The following is a 19,514-nucleotide window of genomic DNA, read 5'->3' as shown; positions in this document are numbered from 1 at the left end:
CCGGCCCGGGGCGCGGACCCCGAGGAAGGCAGAAATGCACCAGAGCTGTCGCATGCCCGCACACGCGTCCACGGCCGTCGCCCGCACGGCCGTCCCGGCCGTCACCCGGGCCGCCAAAGCCGACACCTCGGCCGTCCCGGCCCACTCCACGGCCGTCCCGGGCCACTTCACGGCCACCCCGGCCGTCTTCTCGGCCGTCCTGGCCACCCCCGAGGCCAGGAGGGCCTTCGCATGATCCTGCTGCTGTCGACGTCCGACACCGACCTGCTCAGTGCCCGCGCCGCCGAGGGCCCGGTGCGCTACCGGCTCGGCAACCCGGCCCGACTCGCCCCCGAGGACCTGCCCGCGCTGCTGGAGGGCACCGACCTCGTCGTGGTCCGCCTGCTCGGCGGCCGCCGCGCCTGGCAGGAGGGCCTGGACGCGCTGCTGGCCGGTCCCCGCCCGGTGGTGGTGCTCACCGGTGAGCAGGCCCCCGACGCCCAGTTGATGGAGCTGTCCACCGTGCCGGCCGGCATCGCCGCCGAGGCGCACGCCTACCTGGCCCACGGCGGCGCCGCCAACCTGGCCGAGCTGGGCGCCTTCCTCTCCGACACCGTCCTGCTGACCGGGCACGGCTTCGCGCCGCCCGCCTCCGCACCGGCGTGGGGCCCGCTGGAGCGCGAGGCCCGTACGACGGCCGGCCCTGCGGACGGACCGACGGTCGCGGTGCTCTACTACCGCGCGCACCACATGAGCGGCAACACCGCCTTCGTGGAGACGCTCTGCCGGGCCATCGAGGACCAGGGCGCCCAGGCCAAGGCCTACTACTGCGCCTCGCTGCGCGGCGCCGAGCCCGAGCTGCTGGCCGCGCTCGGCGAGGCCGACGCGATCGTCACCACCGTGCTCGCCGCCGGCGGCACCCGCCCGGCCGACGCGCAGGCCGGCGGCGACGAGGAGGCCTGGGACGCGGGCGCGCTCGCCGCGCTGGACCGCCCGATCCTGCAGGCGCTCTGCCTGACCTGGTCGCGCGCCCAGTGGGAGGGCAGCGACGACGGCCTGTCCCCGCTGGACACCGCCACCCAGATCGCCGTGCCGGAGTTCGACGGCCGCCTGATCTCCGTCCCGTTCTCCTTCAAGGAACTCGACGAGGACGGCCTGACCGTCTACGCCGCCGACCCGGAGCGCGCCGCCCGCGTCGCCGGCACCGCCGTCAGCCACGCCCGGCTGCGGCACGTCCCGGCCGCCGAGCGCCGCCTCGCCCTGGTGCTGTCCGCCTACCCGACCAAGCACGCCCGGGTCGGGAACGCCGTCGGCCTGGACACTCCCGCCAGCGCCGTCCGCCTGCTGCACCGGCTGCGCGAGGAGGGCATGGACCTCGGGAACGACCTGCCCGGCCTGGACGAGGGCACCGAGGAGGGCCACGAGGGCGACGCCATCATCCACGCCCTCATCGCGGCCGGCGGTTACGACCAGGACTGGCTCACCGAGGACCAGCTGGCCCGCAACCCGGTGCGCATCCCCGCCGCCGACTACCGCCGCTGGTACGCCACGCTCCCGCAGGCGCTGCGCGAGCGGGTCGAGGAGCACTGGGGCCCGGCCCCCGGCGAGCTGTACGTCGACCGCTCGCAGAACCCGGACGGGGACATCGTGCTGGCCGCGATCCGTTCCGGGAACCTGCTCGTCCTGATCCAGCCGCCGCGCGGCTTCGGCGAGAACCCCGTCGCCATCTACCACGACCCCGACCTGCCGCCGAGCCACCACTACCTGGCCGCCTACCGCTGGATCGAGGCCGCCCAGGCGGACGGCGGCTTCGGCGCCCACGCCGTCATCCACCTCGGCAAGCACGGCAACCTGGAGTGGCTGCCCGGCAAGACCGCCGCGCTGTCCGCCGAGTGCGGCCCGGACGCCGTCCTCGGCAACCTGCCGCTGGTCTACCCCTTCCTGGTCAACGACCCGGGCGAGGGCACCCAGGCCAAGCGCCGCGCCCACGCCACCCTCGTCGACCACCTCGTCCCGCCGATGGCCCGCGCCGACTCCTACGGCGACATCGCGCGCCTGGAGCAACTGCTGGACGAGCACTCCAACATCGCCGCGATGGACCCGGCCAAGCTGCCCGCGATCCGCGCCCAGATCTGGACCCTGATCCAGGCCGCCAAGCTCGACCACGACCTCGGCCTGGAGGAACGCCCCGAGGACGACGGCTTCGACGACTTCCTGCTGCACGTCGACGGCTGGCTCTGCGAGGTCAAGGACGCCCAGATCCGCGACGGCCTGCACGTCCTCGGCCAGGCACCGACCGGCACCGACCGGGTCAACCTCGTGCTCGCCATCCTGCGGGCCCGGCAGATCTGGGGCGGCGTCAGCGCGCTGCCCGGCCTGCGCGAGGCGCTCGGCCTGGACGAGGCGGCACTGACCCTCGGCGCCACCGACGCGGCCGAAGCCCAGGCCCGTGCGCTGGTCGAGGCGATGGAGGCGCAGGACTGGGCGCCCGAGGCCGTCGAGAAGGTCGCCGCCGGCCTGCCGGAGGCCGTCCGGGAGGTCCTGGCCTTCGCCGCCACCCAGGTGGTGCCGCGCCTGGCCGCCACCACCGACGAGCTGGACGCCGTACTGCACGCCCTGCAGGGCGGCTTCGTCCCGGCCGGCCCCTCCGGCTCGCCGCTGCGCGGCCTGGTCAACGTGCTGCCGACCGGCCGCAACTTCTACTCCGTCGACCCGAAGGCCGTCCCCAGCAAGCTCGCCTGGGAGACCGGCCAGGCGCTCGCCTCCTCGCTGATCGAGCGTTACCAGGCCGACAACGACGGCGCCTACCCGCCCTCGGTCGGACTCTCGCTCTGGGGCACCAGCGCGATGCGCACCGCCGGCGACGACATCGCCGAGGCGTTCGCCCTGCTCGGGGTCCGCCCCGTCTGGGACGAGGCCTCGCGCCGCGTCACCGGCCTGGAGCCGATCCCGCCGGAGGAGCTGGGCCGCCCGCGCATCGACGTGACGCTGCGCATCTCCGGCTTCTTCCGGGACGCCTTCCCGCACGTCGTCGCCCTGCTGGACGACGCGGTGCGCCTGGCCGCCGCCCAGGACGAGGCGCCCGAGTCCAACTACGTGCGGGCCCACGTCCAGGCCGACCTCGCCGTCCACGGCGACGAGCGCAAGGCCACCGTCCGCGTCTTCGGCTCCCGCCCGGGCACGTACGGGGCGGGCCTGCTGCAGCTGATCGACAGCCGTGACTGGCGCACCGACGCCGACCTGGCCGAGGTGTACACGGTCTGGGGCGGCTACGCGTACGGGCGCGGCCTGGACGGGCGGCCGGCCCGCGAGGAGATGGAGACCGCGTACAAGCGGATCACCGTCGCCGCGAAGAACACCGACACCCGCGAACACGACATCGCCGACTCGGACGACTACTTCCAGTACCACGGCGGCATGGTGGCCACCGTCCGCGCCCTCACCGGCAAGGCGCCGACCGCGTACATCGGCGACTCCACCCGCCCGGAGACCGTCCGCACCCGCACGCTGACCGAGGAAGCCGCCCGCGTCTTCCGCGCCCGCGTGGTCAACCCGCGCTGGATCGAGGCGATGCGCCGCCACGGCTACAAGGGCGCCTTCGAAATGGCCGCGACAGTCGACTACCTCTTCGGCTACGACGCCACCACGGGCGTCGTCGCGGACTGGATGTACGAGAAGCTGACCCAGGAGTACGTGCTCGACCCGGTCAACCGCGAGTTCCTCGCCGGCGCCAACCCGTGGGCCCTGCACGGGATCAGCGAGCGCCTCCTCGAGGCGGCCAGCCGCGGCCTGTGGGAGCAGCCGGACCCGGAGCTCATCGCGCAGCTGCAGGCGGCCTTCCTGGAGACCGAGGGGGACCTGGAGGGCGACGAAGGCTGAGCCCCGCCCCGCGGCCGCCGTCCCTCCCGGAGGGGCTGCGGCCGCGTGACGTCCCAACCGGCCTTCGCCCGCCCGCCGTTCGGCCACGCGACGGCACGGCGTGCGGGCGGTCTCCGCCTCCCGTCGTCCGGACCGGACGGTTCCCCGGACGATCCTTCGGACGGTTCTCCGGACGGTTCTCCGGATGGTGCGGATGGTCCGGACGGCGCTCCGGAACCGCTTTCGTACCGCTTCCACGCCGCTTCCCCGCCGCCCGGGCGTCAACCTCATGTGCCGCCACCTGGCAGCAATCTCCTCCCAGGCGGACAATACGGGGCATGTCGCGCCGCATCGCTCTCCCCAGCCCAGCTCCGAGCACGACTCCCCCGGACGAACGGGAGCCGCACCCGCCACACCAGTACCGCGCCCGGTTCGGCGCGTTGGCGGCCGGGGCGGTGCCCGTCCTCGCGTTCCCGACGCCCGGGCAGGCCTGGCTGGCGTGGATCGCCCTCGTCCCCGGACTGCTGCTGATGCAGCGGGCGCCCGGGGGGCGCGAGGCGGCGGTGCGCGGATGGTGGTTCGGGGCCGGGTTCATCATGACCGCGATGTACTGGCTGATCCCGTCCGTCGGACCGGGCCTGCCGGTGATCGCGGTGCTGTTCGGGGCGCTGCAGGGCGCCGTCGGGTACACCGTGCACCGGCTGCTGCGCCCCCCGCTGACCACCCGTCGGGCCCTGCTCGCGCTGGCGGTCGTCCCCGCGGTCTGGGTGTCCGCCGAGTACGCGCGGTCCTGGCACGCGCTCGGCGGTCCGTGGGCGCTGCTCGGCGCCACCCAGTGGCAGCACCCGGCGATCCTCGGACTGGCGTCGGCGGGTGGGATCTGGCTGGTCAGCGCGGCCGTGGCGGCGGTGAACACCGGGGTGCTGATCGCGCTGACCGCGGTGCACTGGCGGCCGCGGGCCGTCGCGGCGTCGGCGACGGTACTGGTGCTGGCCTCCGGTCCCCTGCTGTTCGCGCTGCGCGAAGCGCCCGCCCGGTCCGGGACCGTCAGCGTGGCCCTGGTCCAGGCCGGCGTCGTCGAGGACCCCCAGGCCCGGTTCGACGCCAGCGCCCGGGCCACCGCCGGACTGGTCGGCCAGCCCGTCGACCTCGTCGTGTGGGGCGAGAGCAGCACCACCGCCGACCTCGACCGCGATCCCGCCGCACTGGACGTGCTGCGCGGGCTCGCCGCGACCACCGGCGCCCAGGTCATCGCCGGGGAGGACGCGCGCAAGGCGGACGGGCGGATCTCCAAGGACGCGGTGCTGGTCTCCCCGGCAGGCGTGGCCGACCGCTACCGCAAGATCCGGCTGGTCCCGTTCGGCGAGTACATCCCGCTGCGGCCGGCGCTCGGCTGGATCGCCGGAGTCAGCCGGGCGGCGGGCGAGAACCGGGCGCCCGGCACCGGGTTCCACGTGCTCCCGACCACCGACCGGACGGGCGCGCCGCTGCCCGTCGGGGCGCTCATCTGCTTCGAATCGGCCTTCCCCGACATGGCCCGCACCGCCGCGCGGGACGGCGCCCGGGTCCTGGTCTACCAGTCCTCGACCTCGACCTTCCAGCACACCTGGGCGCCCGAACAGCACGTCTCGCTGGCCGCGATCCGGGCCGCCGAGACCGGCCGACCGGCCGTCCAGGCCTCGCTCACCGGGGTCTCGGCGGCATTCGACGCCCAGGGCCGGGAACTCGCCCGGATGGGCACCGACAGCACCGGCGCGCTGACCGTCCGGCTGCCGCTCACCGCCCCCGGCACGCTGACCTGGTACGACCGGATCGGCGACGTGGTACCGATGGGGGCGTTGCTGGTCACGGCGGGGGCGGCGGTGGCGGGGTGGCGCTCGCGCGCGGCCCGGCGTGCCGCACGGCGTTCCGGTCAGCCCTCCGTACCGGAGGCGTAGACGCCGAACGCGGCACCCTGGGGGTCGCGCAGCACGGCGATCCGCCGACCGCCCGGCATGCCGAAGACAGGCATCAGCACGTCCCCGCCGAGGGTCACCGCCCGGCTGACGGTGACGTCGGCGTCGAGGACCGCGAAGTACGGCAGCCAGTGCGGCGGCACCTCGGGCGGGAAGCGGTCGTCCATCGCCAGCATGCCGCCGAAGTCCCGGCCGGCCAGGCCCCACTGGGTGTAGTGCTCGGACGGGGCGACGGACCAGCCGAAGACCGACGGGTAGAACGCGGTCGCGCCGGCCGGGTCGCGGGTCAGCAGTTCCACCCAGCCGAGCGAGCCGGGCTCGTTGAACACCCCGGCGCCCCGGAAGGCGCGGGCCTGCCAGAGGATGAAGACCGCGCGGGACGGGTCGGCGGCCACCGCGAAGCGGCCGTGGTCCAGGACGTCGGTGGGCTCCTTGAGGATGCTGCCGCCGGACTCCGCGATCCTCGCGGCGGTGGCGTCCGCGTCGGCGACCGCGAAGCAGACCGTCCAGGCGGTCGGCTGCCGCGGCGCGTAGCGCGGGGTGATCGCGGCGGCCGGGGCGTCGCCAACCAGCATCTGGGCGTAGTCACTGCCTGCCGGGCGCGAGCGGTCGTCCTCCCGCCAGCCGAACAGCTCGCTGTAGAAGGCCCTGGCGGCGGTCGGGTCGGAGGTGCCCAGCTCGACCCAGCACGGGGCGTTGGTGGTCACGGACGTCTGCTTCATGGGTCCTGCTCTCCAGCTCGGTCTCGGCCCCCGACCCTCCCTGCCCAGGATGCGGGGCGGGGAGGGCGGGAGGTGGGCGCTGGTGAGCCGAACGGGCGGGTGCTGCGGGCGGGGCGGGGAGGGCCGGCGACGGGCGCGGCGAACAAGTAACAGAAGACAGATGACAGATGACAGCCGACAGATAACAGATTTCGAACTCTGTCAGCTGTCGGCTGTCATCTGTTACTTGTCGGCCCCCGCGCCGCCGCGCCGCCGGCACCGCACGGCCCGGCGGCCCGGTACGGTCGGTCAGCCCCGCGCGGCCCGCGCCACGGGGATCCAGAGCTCCGCCTCGGTGTCACCCGTCTCCGGGACGAACCGGGTCCTCAGGATCTCCGGACCAGGCCGGGCCTCGTACGGGTTGGACGGGAACCACTGGCTGGCCACGTCCCCCCACATCTTCTGCAGCGCCTCCGGGAACGGTCCGGCGTTGGTGAACACGGCCCAGGTGCCGGCCGGGACGTCGAGGACGTCCAGGTCCGCCGGGACCACGGCGTCCTCGCGCGCCACCACCGCGTGCCAGTAGTCGAGTTCGGACCCCTCCTCCCGGTTGGGCGAGAAGTCGTCGCTCACCGACACGATGCCGGCCGGGTCCGTCCCCGCGAGCGCGGTGATCCGCTCGACGGTCTCCGTGCCGAGTCCCTTGATGAACTCGGCTATCTCCGGGTTGATCCCCAGGTAGACCAGGGTGACCCGGGCCTTCTTTCCGACGATCCGGAAGTCCGGCTTCTCGACGATCCGGTATTCCATACTGCTGTTTCCTTCCACGACGAGTCGGAAGGACATCCGGGGCTGGGAGGTGAGCACCGCACCGTCCCGCCGGGCCTCCCCCGGCCCGACGCCGTGCATCGCCCGGAACGCCCGGGCGAACGCCTCCCCCGAGGTGTACCCGTACCGGACCGCGATGTCGAGCAACGTCCGTTCGCCGTCCAGGACTTCGGCCCCCGCGACGGTCAGCCGCCGACGCCGCACGTACTCCGAGAGCGGCATCCCGGCGAGCATCGAGAACAGCCGTCGGAAGTGGTACTCCGACGTCATCGCGATGCGTGCCAGCTCGGCCACGTCGATCTCGCCGTCCAGGTGCCGTTCGATGTGGTCCATCGCCCGGTTCAGGTGCTCAATCACGCCAACCCCGTCCTTCCCTTACTGATCACCACCGTAGGAAGGACCCACCCTGCCGCACCCGACAATCGGTGCCCGCTCCGGTCGGGTACCGATCGCCGGGTGGCCGGGTCGGGAAGCCAGCGGGTCAGGAGGCCGGCTGGTGGGGCCGGCAGGTCAGGCCGGCTGGTCAGGCCGGCAGGTCAGGCCGGCAGGTCAGGCCGGCAGGCCGGGGTTCAGACCAGGCCCTGGGCCAGCATCGCGTCCGCGACCAGTTCGAAGCCCGCGACATTCGCGCCCACCACGTAGTCACCGGGGCGGCCGTAGCGCTCGGCGGTGGTGAAGCAGGACTCGTGGATGTGCTTCATGATCCCGGCCAGCCGCTCCTCGGTGCGCTCGAAGCTCCAGGAGTCCCGCGAGGCGTTCTGCTGCATCTCCAGCGCGCTGGTCGCGACGCCGCCCGCGTTCGCCGCCTTGCCCGGGCCGAAGGCCACCCCGGCCTCCTGGAACACCCGCACCGCGTCCGGGGTGGTGGGCATGTTGGCGCCCTCGGCGACCGCGAGGACGCCGTTGCGCACCAGGGCGAGCGCGTCGGCCTCGGCCAGTTCGTTCTGGGTGGCGCAGGGCAGTGCGACCTCGCAGGGCACGCTCCACACGCCCGGCCCCTCGACGAACCGGACGTGGCTGCCCCGCAGTTCGGCGTAGTCGGCGACCCGGCCGCGCCGGGTCTCCTTGACCTCCTTGAGCAGGCCGAGGTCGATGCCCTTCTCGTCCACCACGTAGCCGGAGGAGTCGGAGGCGGTCAGTACCGTCGCGCCGAGTTGCTGCGCCTTCTCGATCGCGTAGAGGGCGACGTTGCCGGAACCGGAGACGGCCACCCGGCGCCCGTCCAGGCTCTCCCCGCGGCTGCGCAGCATCTCGGCGGTGAACAGCACGCAGCCGTAGCCGGTGGCTTCGGTCCTGACCTGTGCGCCGCCCCAGCCGAGGCCCTTTCCGGTGAGCACGCCGGACTCGTAGCGGTTGGTGATCCGCTTGTACTGGCCGAAGAGGTAGCCGATCTCCCGGCCGCCGACGCCGATGTCCCCGGCCGGCACATCGGTCTGCTCGCCGAGGTGGCGGTGCAGCTCGGTCATGAAGGACTGGCAGAACCGCATGATCTCGGCGTCCGACCGGCCCTTGGGGTCGAAGTCGGAGCCGCCCTTGCCGCCGCCGATCGCCAGCCCGGTGAGCGCGTTCTTGAAGATCTGCTCGAAGCCGAGGAACTTGACGATGCCGAGGTTCACCGAGGGGTGGAAGCGCAGGCCGCCCTTGTACGGGCCGAGGGCGCTGCTGAACTCCACCCGGAAGCCGCGGTTGACGTGGATGGCGCCGGAGTCGTCCGTCCACGGCACCCGGAACATCAACTGCCGCTCGGGCTCGCAGATCCGCTCGATGATCCGGGCGTCGACGAGTTCGGGGCGACGGGCGAGCACCGGGGCCAGGGTCTCCAGCACCTCGTGGACGGCCTGGTGGAACTCCGCCTCGCCCCGGTTGCGGCGGACCACGTCCGCGTAGAGCGCCTCGATCACGCGCTGCTCGGCGTCGAAGGAGGAGGGGGAGAGGGCGGAGGCTGCGGAGGGGGAGGCGGTGGAGGCTGACGTGGACGTGTCTCGGCTCGTGGGCATCTGATCAGGACCCTTCCGTGGTTGTCGGTGGTCGTGCTCGGGCGTTCCCGTGCCCAGGAAACGGGTGAAGTCTCGCAGTGTCCACACCGCCGCCCCGGCGCCGTTCCACATCTCGGATGCCGTCACGGGAACAGACGGCACGGGAGGGGTGTTCTGCGCTCCGTGATCGCGAGGGCACCGGCGGCGTCCAGTTGTTCAAATTGGAACTACCGAGTACGGTCAGCATCCGATCCAGCCCGGTCCACCCCCGATCGACGGAGGCCCGTTCCATGCCGCTGCCCGGCTCCGCCACGGTGCGCTCGCGCGTGCGCATTCCGCTGACCTTCCCCGACGGCTACCGCGTCGACGCGGACGTCTTCACCTTCCACGGCCTCACCGACGGAGCCGAACACCTGGCACTCGCGCTCGGCACGGTGCCCGAGGGCGGGACGCCGCTGGTGCGGTTGCACTCCGAGTGCCTGACCGGGGACGTCTTCGGCTCGGACCGCTGCGACTGCGGCCCCCAGCTGCGTGAATCGGCCGAACGGATCGGCGCGGCCGGCGGGTACCTGCTCTACCTGCGGCAGGAGGGCCGGGGCATCGGGCTGTACAACAAGCTCGATGCGTACGCCCTACAGGACTCCGGGCTGGACACGTACGACGCCAACACCGCGCTCGGACTGCCCGAGGACGGCCGGGACTACACCGCCGCAGCCCAGATGCTCGCCGCGCTCGACACCACGCGCATCGACCTGCTGAGCAACAACCCGGACAAGGCGGCGCAGTTGGGCGACCTCGGGATCACCGTCCGCCACCGGGTGCCGACCGGCGTCCACCTCTCGGCGAGCAACGTCCGGTACCTGCGGGCGAAGGTGGAGCGGACGGGGCACTCGATCGAGCTCTCCCAACTCGTCGGCTGATCGACCGAACGGCGGATCGGCCGAACGACCGACCAGCCGAACGACGGACCAGCCGAACGACGGATCGGCTGAACGGGTGGCAGCCGTCAGCCCCCTCGGCTCACCTCTCCCCCGGCCGCTCCCGCACCGTCCGGAGCACTCCGTACGCCGCCAGCGGCAGTGCCAGCAGCAGTGCGGCCCAGAAGGCGCCGTGCCCCCACAGCTCCGCGACGGCGCGGAACTGCGCTTCGAACACCGGGATCCGCAACGCCTCGACCGGGCCCAACGGCTTGGGCCAGGCGCCGAGGAACAGCGTGGCGGGGATCCAGACCGCGAAGAGCGCCCGGGCGGTGGGCCTGGTCCCGAGGGTGCTCACCAGCGACACCACCGCCAGCAGGATGACGAACCCGGCCTGGTAGGCCGCACCCGCCTCGCCCGCCCCCCAGGAGGCCGGTGTCGGGTGCACCCTGGTGGCCGCGAGCCGCACCTCGACCGCCGCCCACAGGAGCAGGACCAGCACCGCCGTGGTTCCGAGCGCGAATCCCAACCGGTCGCGCACGCCCGCGCCGCCCGGGCGCCACTGCCCGCCGGCCGCGCCCGCAGCCGGCCCCGGGCGCTGGCCCGGGCGCGGGCGGGAGGCGGTGCCGGAGCGTGGCGCCCTCCGCGCGTCGAGCCGTTGCCAGGCCTGCCTGGTCAGCCGCCGGGCCTCATGGGCGGGCTTCAGCAGCCGGTTGGACGCCCGCTCGATCAGCCAGAGCGACCCGACGATCGCCACGACCGACACGATTCCGGCCCAACTCCCCATTCCGCCCTCGAACATGATGACCCGCTCGGCCACCGGTTGCGGCGCTTCCACCCCGGTCATCGGCGGCCCGAGCCGCAGGTAGCCGATCGTGAAGGCCCCGGCGCCGGTCAGCAGGGCGGTGCCGACGCCGACCCGGGCGGGGAAGAAGGCGAGGACGACGGCCGCGACGAAGGCCCCGCCGAGTTGGCCGGCCACCTGCCGTGCCGCGTGGTCGCCGGCCGACCTCAGGGGCCCGCCGAAGGCGCCGCCGGGCGCGATGCCCAGCTTCTCGCCCGCCTCGACCGGGTAGCGGAGCACCGCGCCCGCCCAGAGCAGCAGTCCGAAGCCGAGGACGAGCAGCAGGACGGCCCCGGCCCGGCGCGGCAGTGCGGTGCGGGCGTGCGGCCACCAGGCCTCCAGCCGGGCGCGCCAGTCCAGCGGCGGCCGTCTGCGCCGGTTGCGCCAGAGCCGGGTCAGCCGGCTCTCCCGCCGCACCCCGGGCTCCGGTCCGGGCCGCTCGGGACGCCCCCGGCCGCGCCGCCGCAACGCCTCGGCCGCGACCAGTGCCGCGCACCCGGCCGTCTGCGCCGGGTCGGCTCCCACGGCCTGGCGCCGCAGCGCCGACCAGCGGCGTCGCACCACGTCCCGCGGGGTGGCCGCCGCCGGGTCGGGTGCCGCTTTCCGGGCCGCCGCGCGGGCAGCCGTACGGGCGAGCGCACCGGCCGCCAGCGCCCCGTCCACCACCACGGCCGCGACGACGGCCGCCAGTTCCGACACCCGGTCGGGCAGGGGCAGCCGGTGCAGCGCGGCGGGCAGCGGCGAGAGCCGGCCCAGCAGCCGCGTGCGCTCCTCGGGGCGGATGCTCAGCCAGACCGCCTGCCGGTGCGCCTCCTCGCGTTCCTCCGGGCTGAGGCCGCCGCCGCCCCGCCGGCCGCCGCCGACGGTACGGGCCAACCGGTCGACCTCGGCGAGCACGTCGGGCAGTGCGCCCAGCGCGAGGAGGCGCGAGCAGTGCTCACTCGCGCACTCGCGGTGGAAGCAGTCGTAGCGCGCGGCGACGGCCGGTGCTCCGCCGCGGACCAGCTCGTCGACGAGCTCGGCGCCGTCGGGCTCGGTGAGGATGCGTTCCAGGCCGGGGGTGTCGATCGGACGATCGCGGTAGTGCGGGGTGGCGGACGGGGCGAAGGCGGCGCCGAGGGCGAGTACGGCGACGGCCGCTGCCGCCTCGCGCCGGGAGCCGGGCGCCCGGGCCACGTCGGTGAGGTAGTGCAGGTCGAAGACGGTGTCCTCGACCTCGTCGCGCAGCCAGTCCCGCAGGCGCTCCGCGCCGCCGGTGGAGAGCCAGCGTGCCGCGGCGCCCGAGTTCTTGAGCAGCGCCCCGGTGAGCCGCACCGGATCGGTGAACGGGTTGCCGAGGAAGGTGACCGGCCGGTGGGCCCGGGCGTGTGCCCGGGGCCGGCGGCGGATCACCTCGGGGCTGCCGCCGGCGAGCCAGGCGCGGACCTGCGGCGCGGTCCAGCGGTCCTCCGGTTTCTTGGTGAACAGCCCTTGCAGGAGCAGCAGTTGGCGTGGGTCCTGGACGGCGGCGAGGTCCACCTCCTCGCCCATCACCAGTTCCAGTTCCAGTTCCTGGTCGGCGGCGCGCTCGCCGTCCGCACCGAGGAACCGGGGGCGGCCGACGAACAGTTCGTACAGCACGTTGCCGAGGCCCCACCAGGGGCCGGCCTGGTGGTTCTTTCCGGCCAGTTGCTCGGGGGCCATGTAGGCGACGGTGACCATCATCGCCGAGCTGAACCGGCGGCTGTCGGTCAGCCGGTCGACGCCGCCGAAGTCGGCGATCACGAACTCGCCGGACCCGCTGCCGGGGCGCACCAGGATGTTGGCCGGCTTGAAGTCCAGCGGGTTGCGCTTGATCCGCTGCTGCCAGAAGTCGAGCAGGGCGACCAGCTCGTAGACGATCTGCTCGGTGGTCCGCCGGTCGGTGTGCCCGCCCCGGCGCCACAACTCGGCGACGTGCGCGGCGAGGGTGACCGGCAGGTACTCCATCGCCACCCAGTCGACCAGGGCGCCGTGGTGGCGGACCCGCCCGAAGTCGATCAGGTGCGGGACGTGCCGCCGGAAGCCGTCGTTGCGCAGGTGGTCGAGCAGGTCGTGGTCCATCGGCTGCCCGGTGGCGGCCACCTTGACGGCCGCGTCGCCGCCGCCGTCGGTGCGCCGGACGTACCAGACGGTGCCCTCGGAGCCGGCGCCGGCCCGGCCCAGCGGGATGAACCGCGCCCGCAGGGCCCCCGGGAAGGCGTCCTCGGGCGGGCCGTCGGCGCCGAGGGGCCCACCGAAGCCGTGGTCCTGGCCCGGGTCGGCTCCGACCGGGGCGGCTCCGACCGGGGCGGATCCTCCGCCCGGACTCGGGCCCGGTCCGACGCTGTCCTGCCAGGACGGGCCCGGTGCGGCGCCGCGCCGGGGTCGGACGACCTCGGTCACCGCCTCCGGGTCGGACCGGCCCCCGCCGCCCGTGCGGACCTTGGTCGGCGCCTGCGGGTCGTGGCGCGGCTCGGCGCCGCCCACCCGACGGGTCGCGGCCTCCGGGTCCACCCGGGTGTGCGGGACGGACCCGAGCCGGGACGCCCCGCCCGGTACGGCCTCGGAGCCGCGCCACCGCCCCTTCGACCACCGCTCCACCCTGCTCCGCGGCTGTTCCTCCGGCTCGGCGCCGGCCTCCGACCGGGACCGCGGCCCGCGCAGGTCGCCCTCGGCCGGGTCCGCGCCCTCCGTCGTGCCCATGCGGCGATCCCCTTCCCCGCAGCCCGGACCGGCGCGGGGCCGTGAGCATGGGCGCGCCGGTGCCGGGTGGTGATTTTGACGCGCCATCATCCCGCATGGCGGGCGCGGGTGTCGGGCGCTTCCGCGGATCAGGACAGACCCGCCGCAGGACCGGTACGCAACCGCGACCGGCGGCCGCGAACCGGGTGCCGGTCGCCGGTCGCGGTCGCGGTCGCGGTTGCGTACCGGCCAGGCGCCGGGTCCGCCGAACCGCCACCGGGCGCCCGCCGCGCCACCCCGGCCGGCCCTCAGCGCTCCTCGACCGGGCGGCCCTTCGGCTCCTCCGTGATCCGCCGGGCGATCTCCGCCGGCCGTACCGGGCGGCCGAAGTGCCACCCCTGCGCCCAGTCGCAGCCCATGGTCCGCAGCCGTTCGGCGTCCCGCCGGGTCTCGACGCCCTCGGCGGTGACGGTCAGCCCGAGGGTGTGCGCCATCGACACCAGGCCGCTGACGATCCGCCACCCGGTGGACTCGTCCTTGCCGGGTTCGTGCAGGTCGCCGACGAAGGACCCGGCGATCTTGAGGCCGGAAACCGGCAGGTCTCGCAGGTAGGAGAGGTTGGACCAGCCGGTGCCGAAGTCGTCCACGGCCAGCGACACCCCGAGGTCGACCAGCCCGTGCAGGGTGCGCAGCGCCTCGTCCTCGGGCCCGACCACGGTCGACTCGGTGATCTCCAGCTGCAGCCGGGCCGGGTCCAGGCCGGTGCCGTCCAGGATCCGGCCGAGGTCGGTGACCAGGGCGGCGCTGCGGGCCTGGCGGACCGCGAGGTTGACGTTGAGCTGCGGCGCGGCGTCGCCGAAGCGCTTGATCCAGTCCGCGGCCTGGCCGCAGGCCTGTTCCAGCACCCAGCGGCCGAGCGGCATGATCAGCCCGGTCTCCTCGGCGGTGGTGACGAACTCGTCCGGGCCGAGCACGCCGAGCTGCGGGTGGCGCCAGCGCACCAGGGCCTCCACGGCGGCGAGGCGGCCGTCGGCGAGGCGGTAGAGCGGCTGGTAGTCGATGAAGAACTCGCCGCGGTCGAGGGCCGCGGGCATCCGCACCGAGACCGCGTAGCGGCTGACCGCGCGGGCGTTCTCCTTGGGGTCGAACAGCGTCCACCGGCCGCGGCCGGCCTCCTTGGCGCGGTAGAGCGTGAGGTCGGCGGCACGCACGGCCGCGCCCGGGGTGGTGGTGGACACCCGCCGCTCCAGCACGCCGACGCTGGCGCCCACGGCGAGCTTGTGATCGCCGATCAGCACCGGTCCGGCGAGCGCCTTGAGCACGGTCTTCGCGGCGGACACCGCCTCCTGCTCGCCGCGGCAGTTCTCCAGCAGCACGACGAACTCGTCCCCGCCGAGCCGGGCCACCAGGTGGCCGAGCGGCGTGAGGGCGGCCTTCAGCCGTGCGGCGACGGCGGCCAGCAGCTGGTCGCCCATGTCGTGGCCGAGGCTGTCGTTGACCACCTTGAAGCCGTCGAGGTCGACGTAGCAGAGGCCGAACCGGGCGGCCGGCTCCGGCTCCTCGAACAGCTTCTCCAGCCGTTCGAAGAAGGCCGCGCGGTTGGGCAGGCCGGTCAGCGGATCGTGGGTGGCCTGGTGGCGCAGCCGCTCCTGGAGCCGGTAGCGGTCGGTGATGTCCTCCAGCATGGCGACCTGGTACTGCGGGGAGCCGTCGTCGTCGCGGATCAGCGAGACGGTCAGGTGGGTCCAGATCACCTCGCCGTCCTGGCGGTAGTACGGCTTGTCGAACTGGATGTGGTCGCGCTTGCCGCTGATCAGCTCCTCGTACGCCTCCCACACGCCCGGCGTGTCCTCGGGGTGCACGAGGTCGCCGACCCGGCGGCCGATCATGTCCGCCGGCCCCGCGCCGAACAGCTCCTGCAGCGCCTTGTTGACCGCCAGGATGTTGCCGTCGGTGTCGCCGATGCCGATGCCGATCGCGGCGCTCTCGAACAGTGCGCGGAACCGCGCCTCGGAGGCGCGCAGCGCCCGCTCGGCCTCCTTGCGGGCGGTGTCGGCGGCGGTGCGGATGGCCTCCTGCTCGCTCAGCGTGCGCTCGCGCAGGGCGGCGGCCCAGCCGGCCGCGAAGGCTCCGGTCAGGGCGGGGCCGCGGTCGTCGGCGAGGGGCTGCGCGTGGAGCAGCTCGACGGCCCGGGCCAGCAGCACCGGGTCGGTGAAGTGGGCGTCGACCAGCTCGGCGCCGGCCTGGGCGGCCAGGCGGCGCTCGAACGGCTCGTCCTCCTGGGCGCGGTGCAGCAGCGCGGCGGTGCGCGCGACGAGCCGGTTGAGCAGACCTGGGTGGATGGCGATGCCGTGGTCGGCCGAGAGCAGCCGGGCCCATTCCTCGTGGAACCGCTCGGCACCGCCGCGCAGCGGGAGGCTGCTCATCGCGGCGTCCCGCGGCCGCTGTCCACGACGGGTTCACCGGCCGCGACGAGTCTGCTGGGGGCGACGGGACCGCCGGGCGCGACGAGACCACCGGGGGCGACGAGACCACCGGGGGCGACGGATTCACGGGGGGCTGCGGATCCGCTGCCCGCCGCGCCTGCGCCCGTGCCGGGCGCCGCGCCCAGCACCGTGCTCCCGGCGGCCGCCGCGCGGGACGGGCGGCCGTCGGTGCCTCGTCGGTCGCGTCCGCTCAAGGGCGGAACCCCACGCCCGCCACCCCGGTCATCCGCTCGGGGTGCTCACCGACCGTGTGGGGCTGGTCCGGGCGCCACTGCGGCAGGTAGACGACGCCCGGCTCGACCACGTCGAAGCCGTCGAACATGGCGGCGATCTGCTCGTGGGTGCGCATGGTCAGCGGGGTCGGCGTCATCCGGTAGAGCTTCTGGTGGTCCTCCGCCTGGTCGGGGCGGCCTTCCAGGGAGGCGTGCGAGAGCACCAGCGCGCTGCCTGGCGGGAGCGCGTCGCGGATCACGCCGATCAGCTTCCACGGGTCCTCGCCGTCGCTGACGAAGTGCGCGACGGCCACCAGCAGGACGCCTACCGGCTCGCCCTCCGCGAGGAGCGCGGTCACCTCGGGGCGGCCCAGCAGGTCGGCGACGTCGCGCAGGTCGGCCTGGATGACGTTGCTGGCCGGGTCGTCCTCCAGCAGCAGGCGGCTGTGGGCGACGGCGACCGGGTCGCGGTCCGCGTAGAGGACCTTCGCCTCGGGGCGGATCGCGCGGGCGATCTCGTGCACGGCGCCGAAGGTCGGGATGCCGGAGCCGATGTCCAGGAAGCGGGTGATGCCCTGTTCGGCGAGGAAGGTCACGGCGCGGCGCAGGAAGGCACGGTTGGAGCGCATGATCTGCGGCAGCTCCGGCCACAGGGCGAGCGCCTTGCGGGCCATCTCCCGGTCGACCTCGAAGTTGTGCGAGCCCCCCAGGTAGTAGTCGTAGACCCGCGCGGCGTTCGGTTTGTCCAGGTCCGTGCCCTCCGGTACCCAGCTCGGTCGCCGCATGCCTGTGACTCCTTCACTCCGGTTCCGGGGGTGCAGCGCCCTGGAGATGCTGCCGTGACAGACGAGACTACAAGCACAGAAGATCCTCCTCCGCACGCCGAACAGGTGCAAGCGGAGCGAACCCCTCCCGACAGGCGGACGTTTCCGGGGCGTTCACCTCCGCGCCAGGCCGGCCACCGGACCAACTCGGCAACGGCCCACCGGTGTTCGTCCACCACGCCGCCCCGGCCGCTAGGGTGGGCCCGTGGATCCCAACCACTACCGCTTCCGAGGAATGTGGCGGCTCGCGGCACCTGCGGCCGTCGTGTACGCGGCACTGGAGGACGTCCGGAACTACCCGCTCTGGTGGCCGGAAGTCCGCGAGGTGCGGGAGACCGGCGAGACGACCGGGGACGTGGTGGTGCGCGCCCTGCTGCCGTACCGGCTGGTGATCAGCCTGGAGGCGCGGCGGCGCGACCCGGCCGCCGGGGTGCTGGAGGCGGTCATGCGGGGCGACCTGGAGGGCTGGTCGCGGTTCACGGTGACGGCGGACTCCCCCGACGACGCGGGCCGTACGCGCGCCGCGGGCGGCGCGGGCGCCCGGAGTGCAGGTGGCGCGGGTGGCGCGGGTGACCGGAGTGCGGGCAGCCGGGTGCTGTTCGAGGAGGACACCCGGCCCGGCAAGGCCCTGCTGCGCCGCCTCGCCCTGCCGCTGCACCCGGTGTTCCGCGCCAACCACGCGATCATGATGCGCCGGGGGCGGCGCGGACTGGCGGCGCACCTGGCGGCTTCCGGGTCGGTGGACGGGGCCGCCCGCGGCGCGATTCACGGGGCGGCCCACGGGGCGGCGCACGGGGCGGCACACGGGACGACAGAGGGAGGTGACAGATGACAGATGACAGCTTTCAGCGAACAGATGACAGATTTCGAAATCTGTCATCTGTTCGCCGCGCCCCCGCCCCCGCTCCCGACGCTCCCTTCGGCTTCGACTCCCCCTTCGACCGCACCGGCACCGCCAGCAGCAAATGGAGCCGCGCGACCGCCCCCGGCGTGATCCCCATGGGCCTCGCCGACATGGACCTCCCCGGCCCGCCCGCCATCGCCCGCGCCCTGCAGCGGCGCGCCCGCCACCGCGCCTACGGCTACACGGCGTGCGACCCGGCCGGCCGCACGCTGGTGGCCGACTGGTACCGCGCCCGGCACGGCGCCGAGGTGGACCCGGACTGGGTCCTGCTGCTGCCCTGCGGCCCGCGCACCACGCTGCGCGTCCTGCTGGAGATCGTACGGGCGGAAGCGCCCCGGCCGCAGGCACCCGTGCTGTTCCCGACCCCGGAGTGGGGCGGCTTCGCGCAGTTGTGCCGCGCCGCGCGCATCGACTTCCGAGAACTGCCCCTGCCCGTCGGCCCGGAGGGGTACCGACTACCGGACGGTCCGCTCCCCCGCCCCACCGCCGCCGTCCTGCTGAGCAGCCCGCACAACCCCTCCGCCCGGGTCTGGCCCGCCGAGGGGCTGCGCGCGCTGGCCGAGCGGGCGGCGGAGGCGGGCGCACTGCTGGTCTCGGACGAGGTGCACGGCGACCTCACCCATCCCGGCCGCCCGCACCCCGTCGCCGTCACCACCGTCGACCCGGCGCACCGCCGATCCACCGTCAGCCTCAACTCCGTGGGCAAGACCTTCAACTGCTCCGGTATCCCCAGCAGTTTCGCCCTCGTGCCCGACCCGGGGCTACGCACCCGGTTCGCCGACGCCCTGGCCGGCTACGGCCTCTGGGAGGGCGGCCTGCTGGAGCAGACCGTGCAGCAGGCGGCGCTGCGCGAAGGCGGCCCGTGGCTGGACGCGCTGCTCGCCCACCTCGCCGCCGCCCGGGCCCGGCTCACCGACCGGCTCGGGGCCGCCGTCCGGTCGGCCCCGCAGGCCTCGTACCTGCTCTGGGTGGACGCCGCCGCCCTCGGCCTGCCGCCGGGTACGGCCCGGCGGGCACTGCTGGAGCGCTCCGGCCTCGAAGCCACCGACGGGGCCGAGTTCGGCCCGGGCGGCCGGGGCTCGCTGCGCCTGAACTACGCCTTGCCGGGCTCGACCCTGGCCACCGCCCTGGAGCGGCTGGCGCGCCTCGACCTGCCGTGACCCCGGCACGTGCCGGGGGGCTCGTCCGCCCGCGCACGTGCCCGCCGATACGGCGCCCGCAAGACCCCCGCAAACCCCGATTCACCCGTTCGTCACGCCCCTGACCTGGGGAAACGAACATTCACACGATATTTGCGGAGCGCGCCCGCATGCTCCGTAGCAGACTGGGCAAAGTAGACCGGGCCGCA

12 protein-coding genes are annotated in these 19,514 nt (G+C 74.4%); 6 read left to right on the top strand and 6 right to left on the bottom strand.

What is annotated here, in order from left to right; all coding sequences use genetic code 11:
• Window positions 1–52 precede the first annotated feature (52 nt).
• The 3 genes from IF30_RS0124930 to lnt all read left to right on the top strand — a co-directional run bounded on the left by IF30_RS0124930 (window position 53) and on the right by lnt (window position 5,774).
• Window positions 53–235: a hypothetical protein gene (locus IF30_RS0124930; RefSeq protein WP_030242514.1), complete on the top strand. Its 183-nt coding sequence runs from the start codon at window positions 53–55 to the stop codon at window positions 233–235.
• Window positions 232–3,858 (top strand): cobaltochelatase subunit CobN, encoded by a 3,627-nt coding sequence (cobN, locus tag IF30_RS0124925; protein ID WP_030242513.1) that lies wholly within the window; start codon window positions 232–234, stop codon window positions 3,856–3,858. Before IF30_RS0124930 ends, cobN begins: the two co-directional genes overlap by 4 nt.
• Window positions 3,859–4,175: 317 nt before the next feature.
• Window positions 4,176–5,774: an apolipoprotein N-acyltransferase gene (gene lnt / locus IF30_RS0124920; protein ID WP_078891661.1), complete on the top strand. Its 1,599-nt coding sequence runs from the start codon at window positions 4,176–4,178 to the stop codon at window positions 5,772–5,774.
• Here the strand turns inward: lnt and IF30_RS0124915 are convergent.
• The 3 genes from IF30_RS0124915 to gdhA all read right to left on the bottom strand — a co-directional run bounded on the left by IF30_RS0124915 (window position 5,750) and on the right by gdhA (window position 9,318).
• Window positions 5,750–6,514, bottom strand: coding sequence for a VOC family protein (locus tag IF30_RS0124915; RefSeq protein ID WP_030242511.1), 765 nt, complete (start codon window positions 6,512–6,514; stop codon window positions 5,750–5,752). The two genes, lnt and IF30_RS0124915, sit on opposite strands and share 25 nt — an antisense overlap.
• A 288-nt stretch (window positions 6,515–6,802) precedes the next feature.
• Window positions 6,803–7,678: an AraC family transcriptional regulator gene (locus tag IF30_RS0124910; RefSeq protein ID WP_030242510.1), complete on the bottom strand. Its 876-nt coding sequence runs from the start codon at window positions 7,676–7,678 to the stop codon at window positions 6,803–6,805.
• Between the two features lie 212 nt (window positions 7,679–7,890).
• Complete coding sequence (gdhA, locus tag IF30_RS0124905) at window positions 7,891–9,318, bottom strand: NADP-specific glutamate dehydrogenase (RefSeq protein WP_051711071.1); 1,428 nt, start codon at window positions 9,316–9,318, stop codon at window positions 7,891–7,893.
• Window positions 9,319–9,587: 269 nt separating this feature from the next.
• Between gdhA and IF30_RS0124900 the strand changes: the two genes are divergently transcribed.
• Window positions 9,588–10,217, top strand: a complete 630-nt coding sequence (locus IF30_RS0124900; protein WP_030242507.1) for a GTP cyclohydrolase II — start codon at window positions 9,588–9,590, stop codon at window positions 10,215–10,217.
• A gap of 100 nt (window positions 10,218–10,317) precedes the next feature.
• Here the strand turns inward: IF30_RS0124900 and IF30_RS41955 are convergent, their stop codons facing one another.
• From IF30_RS41955 to IF30_RS0124870, 3 genes are all read right to left on the bottom strand, one after another.
• Window positions 10,318–13,761, bottom strand: a complete 3,444-nt coding sequence (locus IF30_RS41955; RefSeq protein ID WP_037901117.1) for a protein kinase domain-containing protein — start codon at window positions 13,759–13,761, stop codon at window positions 10,318–10,320.
• Between the two features lie 287 nt (window positions 13,762–14,048).
• Window positions 14,049–16,166, bottom strand: a complete 2,118-nt coding sequence (locus tag IF30_RS0124880; RefSeq protein WP_030242501.1) for a putative bifunctional diguanylate cyclase/phosphodiesterase — start codon at window positions 16,164–16,166, stop codon at window positions 14,049–14,051.
• A 250-nt stretch (window positions 16,167–16,416) separates the two neighbouring features.
• Window positions 16,417–17,223 carry an SAM-dependent methyltransferase gene (locus IF30_RS0124870; RefSeq protein ID WP_030242499.1) on the bottom strand — a complete coding sequence of 269 codons (807 nt, stop codon included), beginning with the start codon at window positions 17,221–17,223 and terminating at the stop codon, window positions 16,417–16,419.
• Between the two features lie 244 nt (window positions 17,224–17,467).
• Here IF30_RS0124870 and IF30_RS0124865 point away from each other — a divergent pair, with 244 nt between their 5' ends.
• Together IF30_RS0124865 and IF30_RS0124860 are read left to right on the top strand one after the other, a co-directional pair.
• Window positions 17,468–18,094, top strand: a complete 627-nt coding sequence (locus tag IF30_RS0124865) for an SRPBCC family protein (protein ID WP_078891659.1) — start codon at window positions 17,468–17,470, stop codon at window positions 18,092–18,094.
• Window positions 18,091–19,326, top strand: coding sequence for an aminotransferase class I/II-fold pyridoxal phosphate-dependent enzyme (locus tag IF30_RS0124860; protein WP_158835455.1), 1,236 nt, complete (start codon window positions 18,091–18,093; stop codon window positions 19,324–19,326). The genes IF30_RS0124865 and IF30_RS0124860 overlap by 4 nt, the downstream gene beginning before the upstream one ends.
• Window positions 19,327–19,514 lie beyond the last annotated feature (188 nt).

This window comes from Streptomyces sp. NRRL S-350, assembly GCF_000719705.1.
Classification (GTDB): Bacteria; Actinomycetota; Actinomycetes; order Streptomycetales; family Streptomycetaceae; genus Kitasatospora.
Note: the sequence above shows the minus strand (reverse complement) of the source record. Positions and strands in the feature narration are given on the sequence as shown.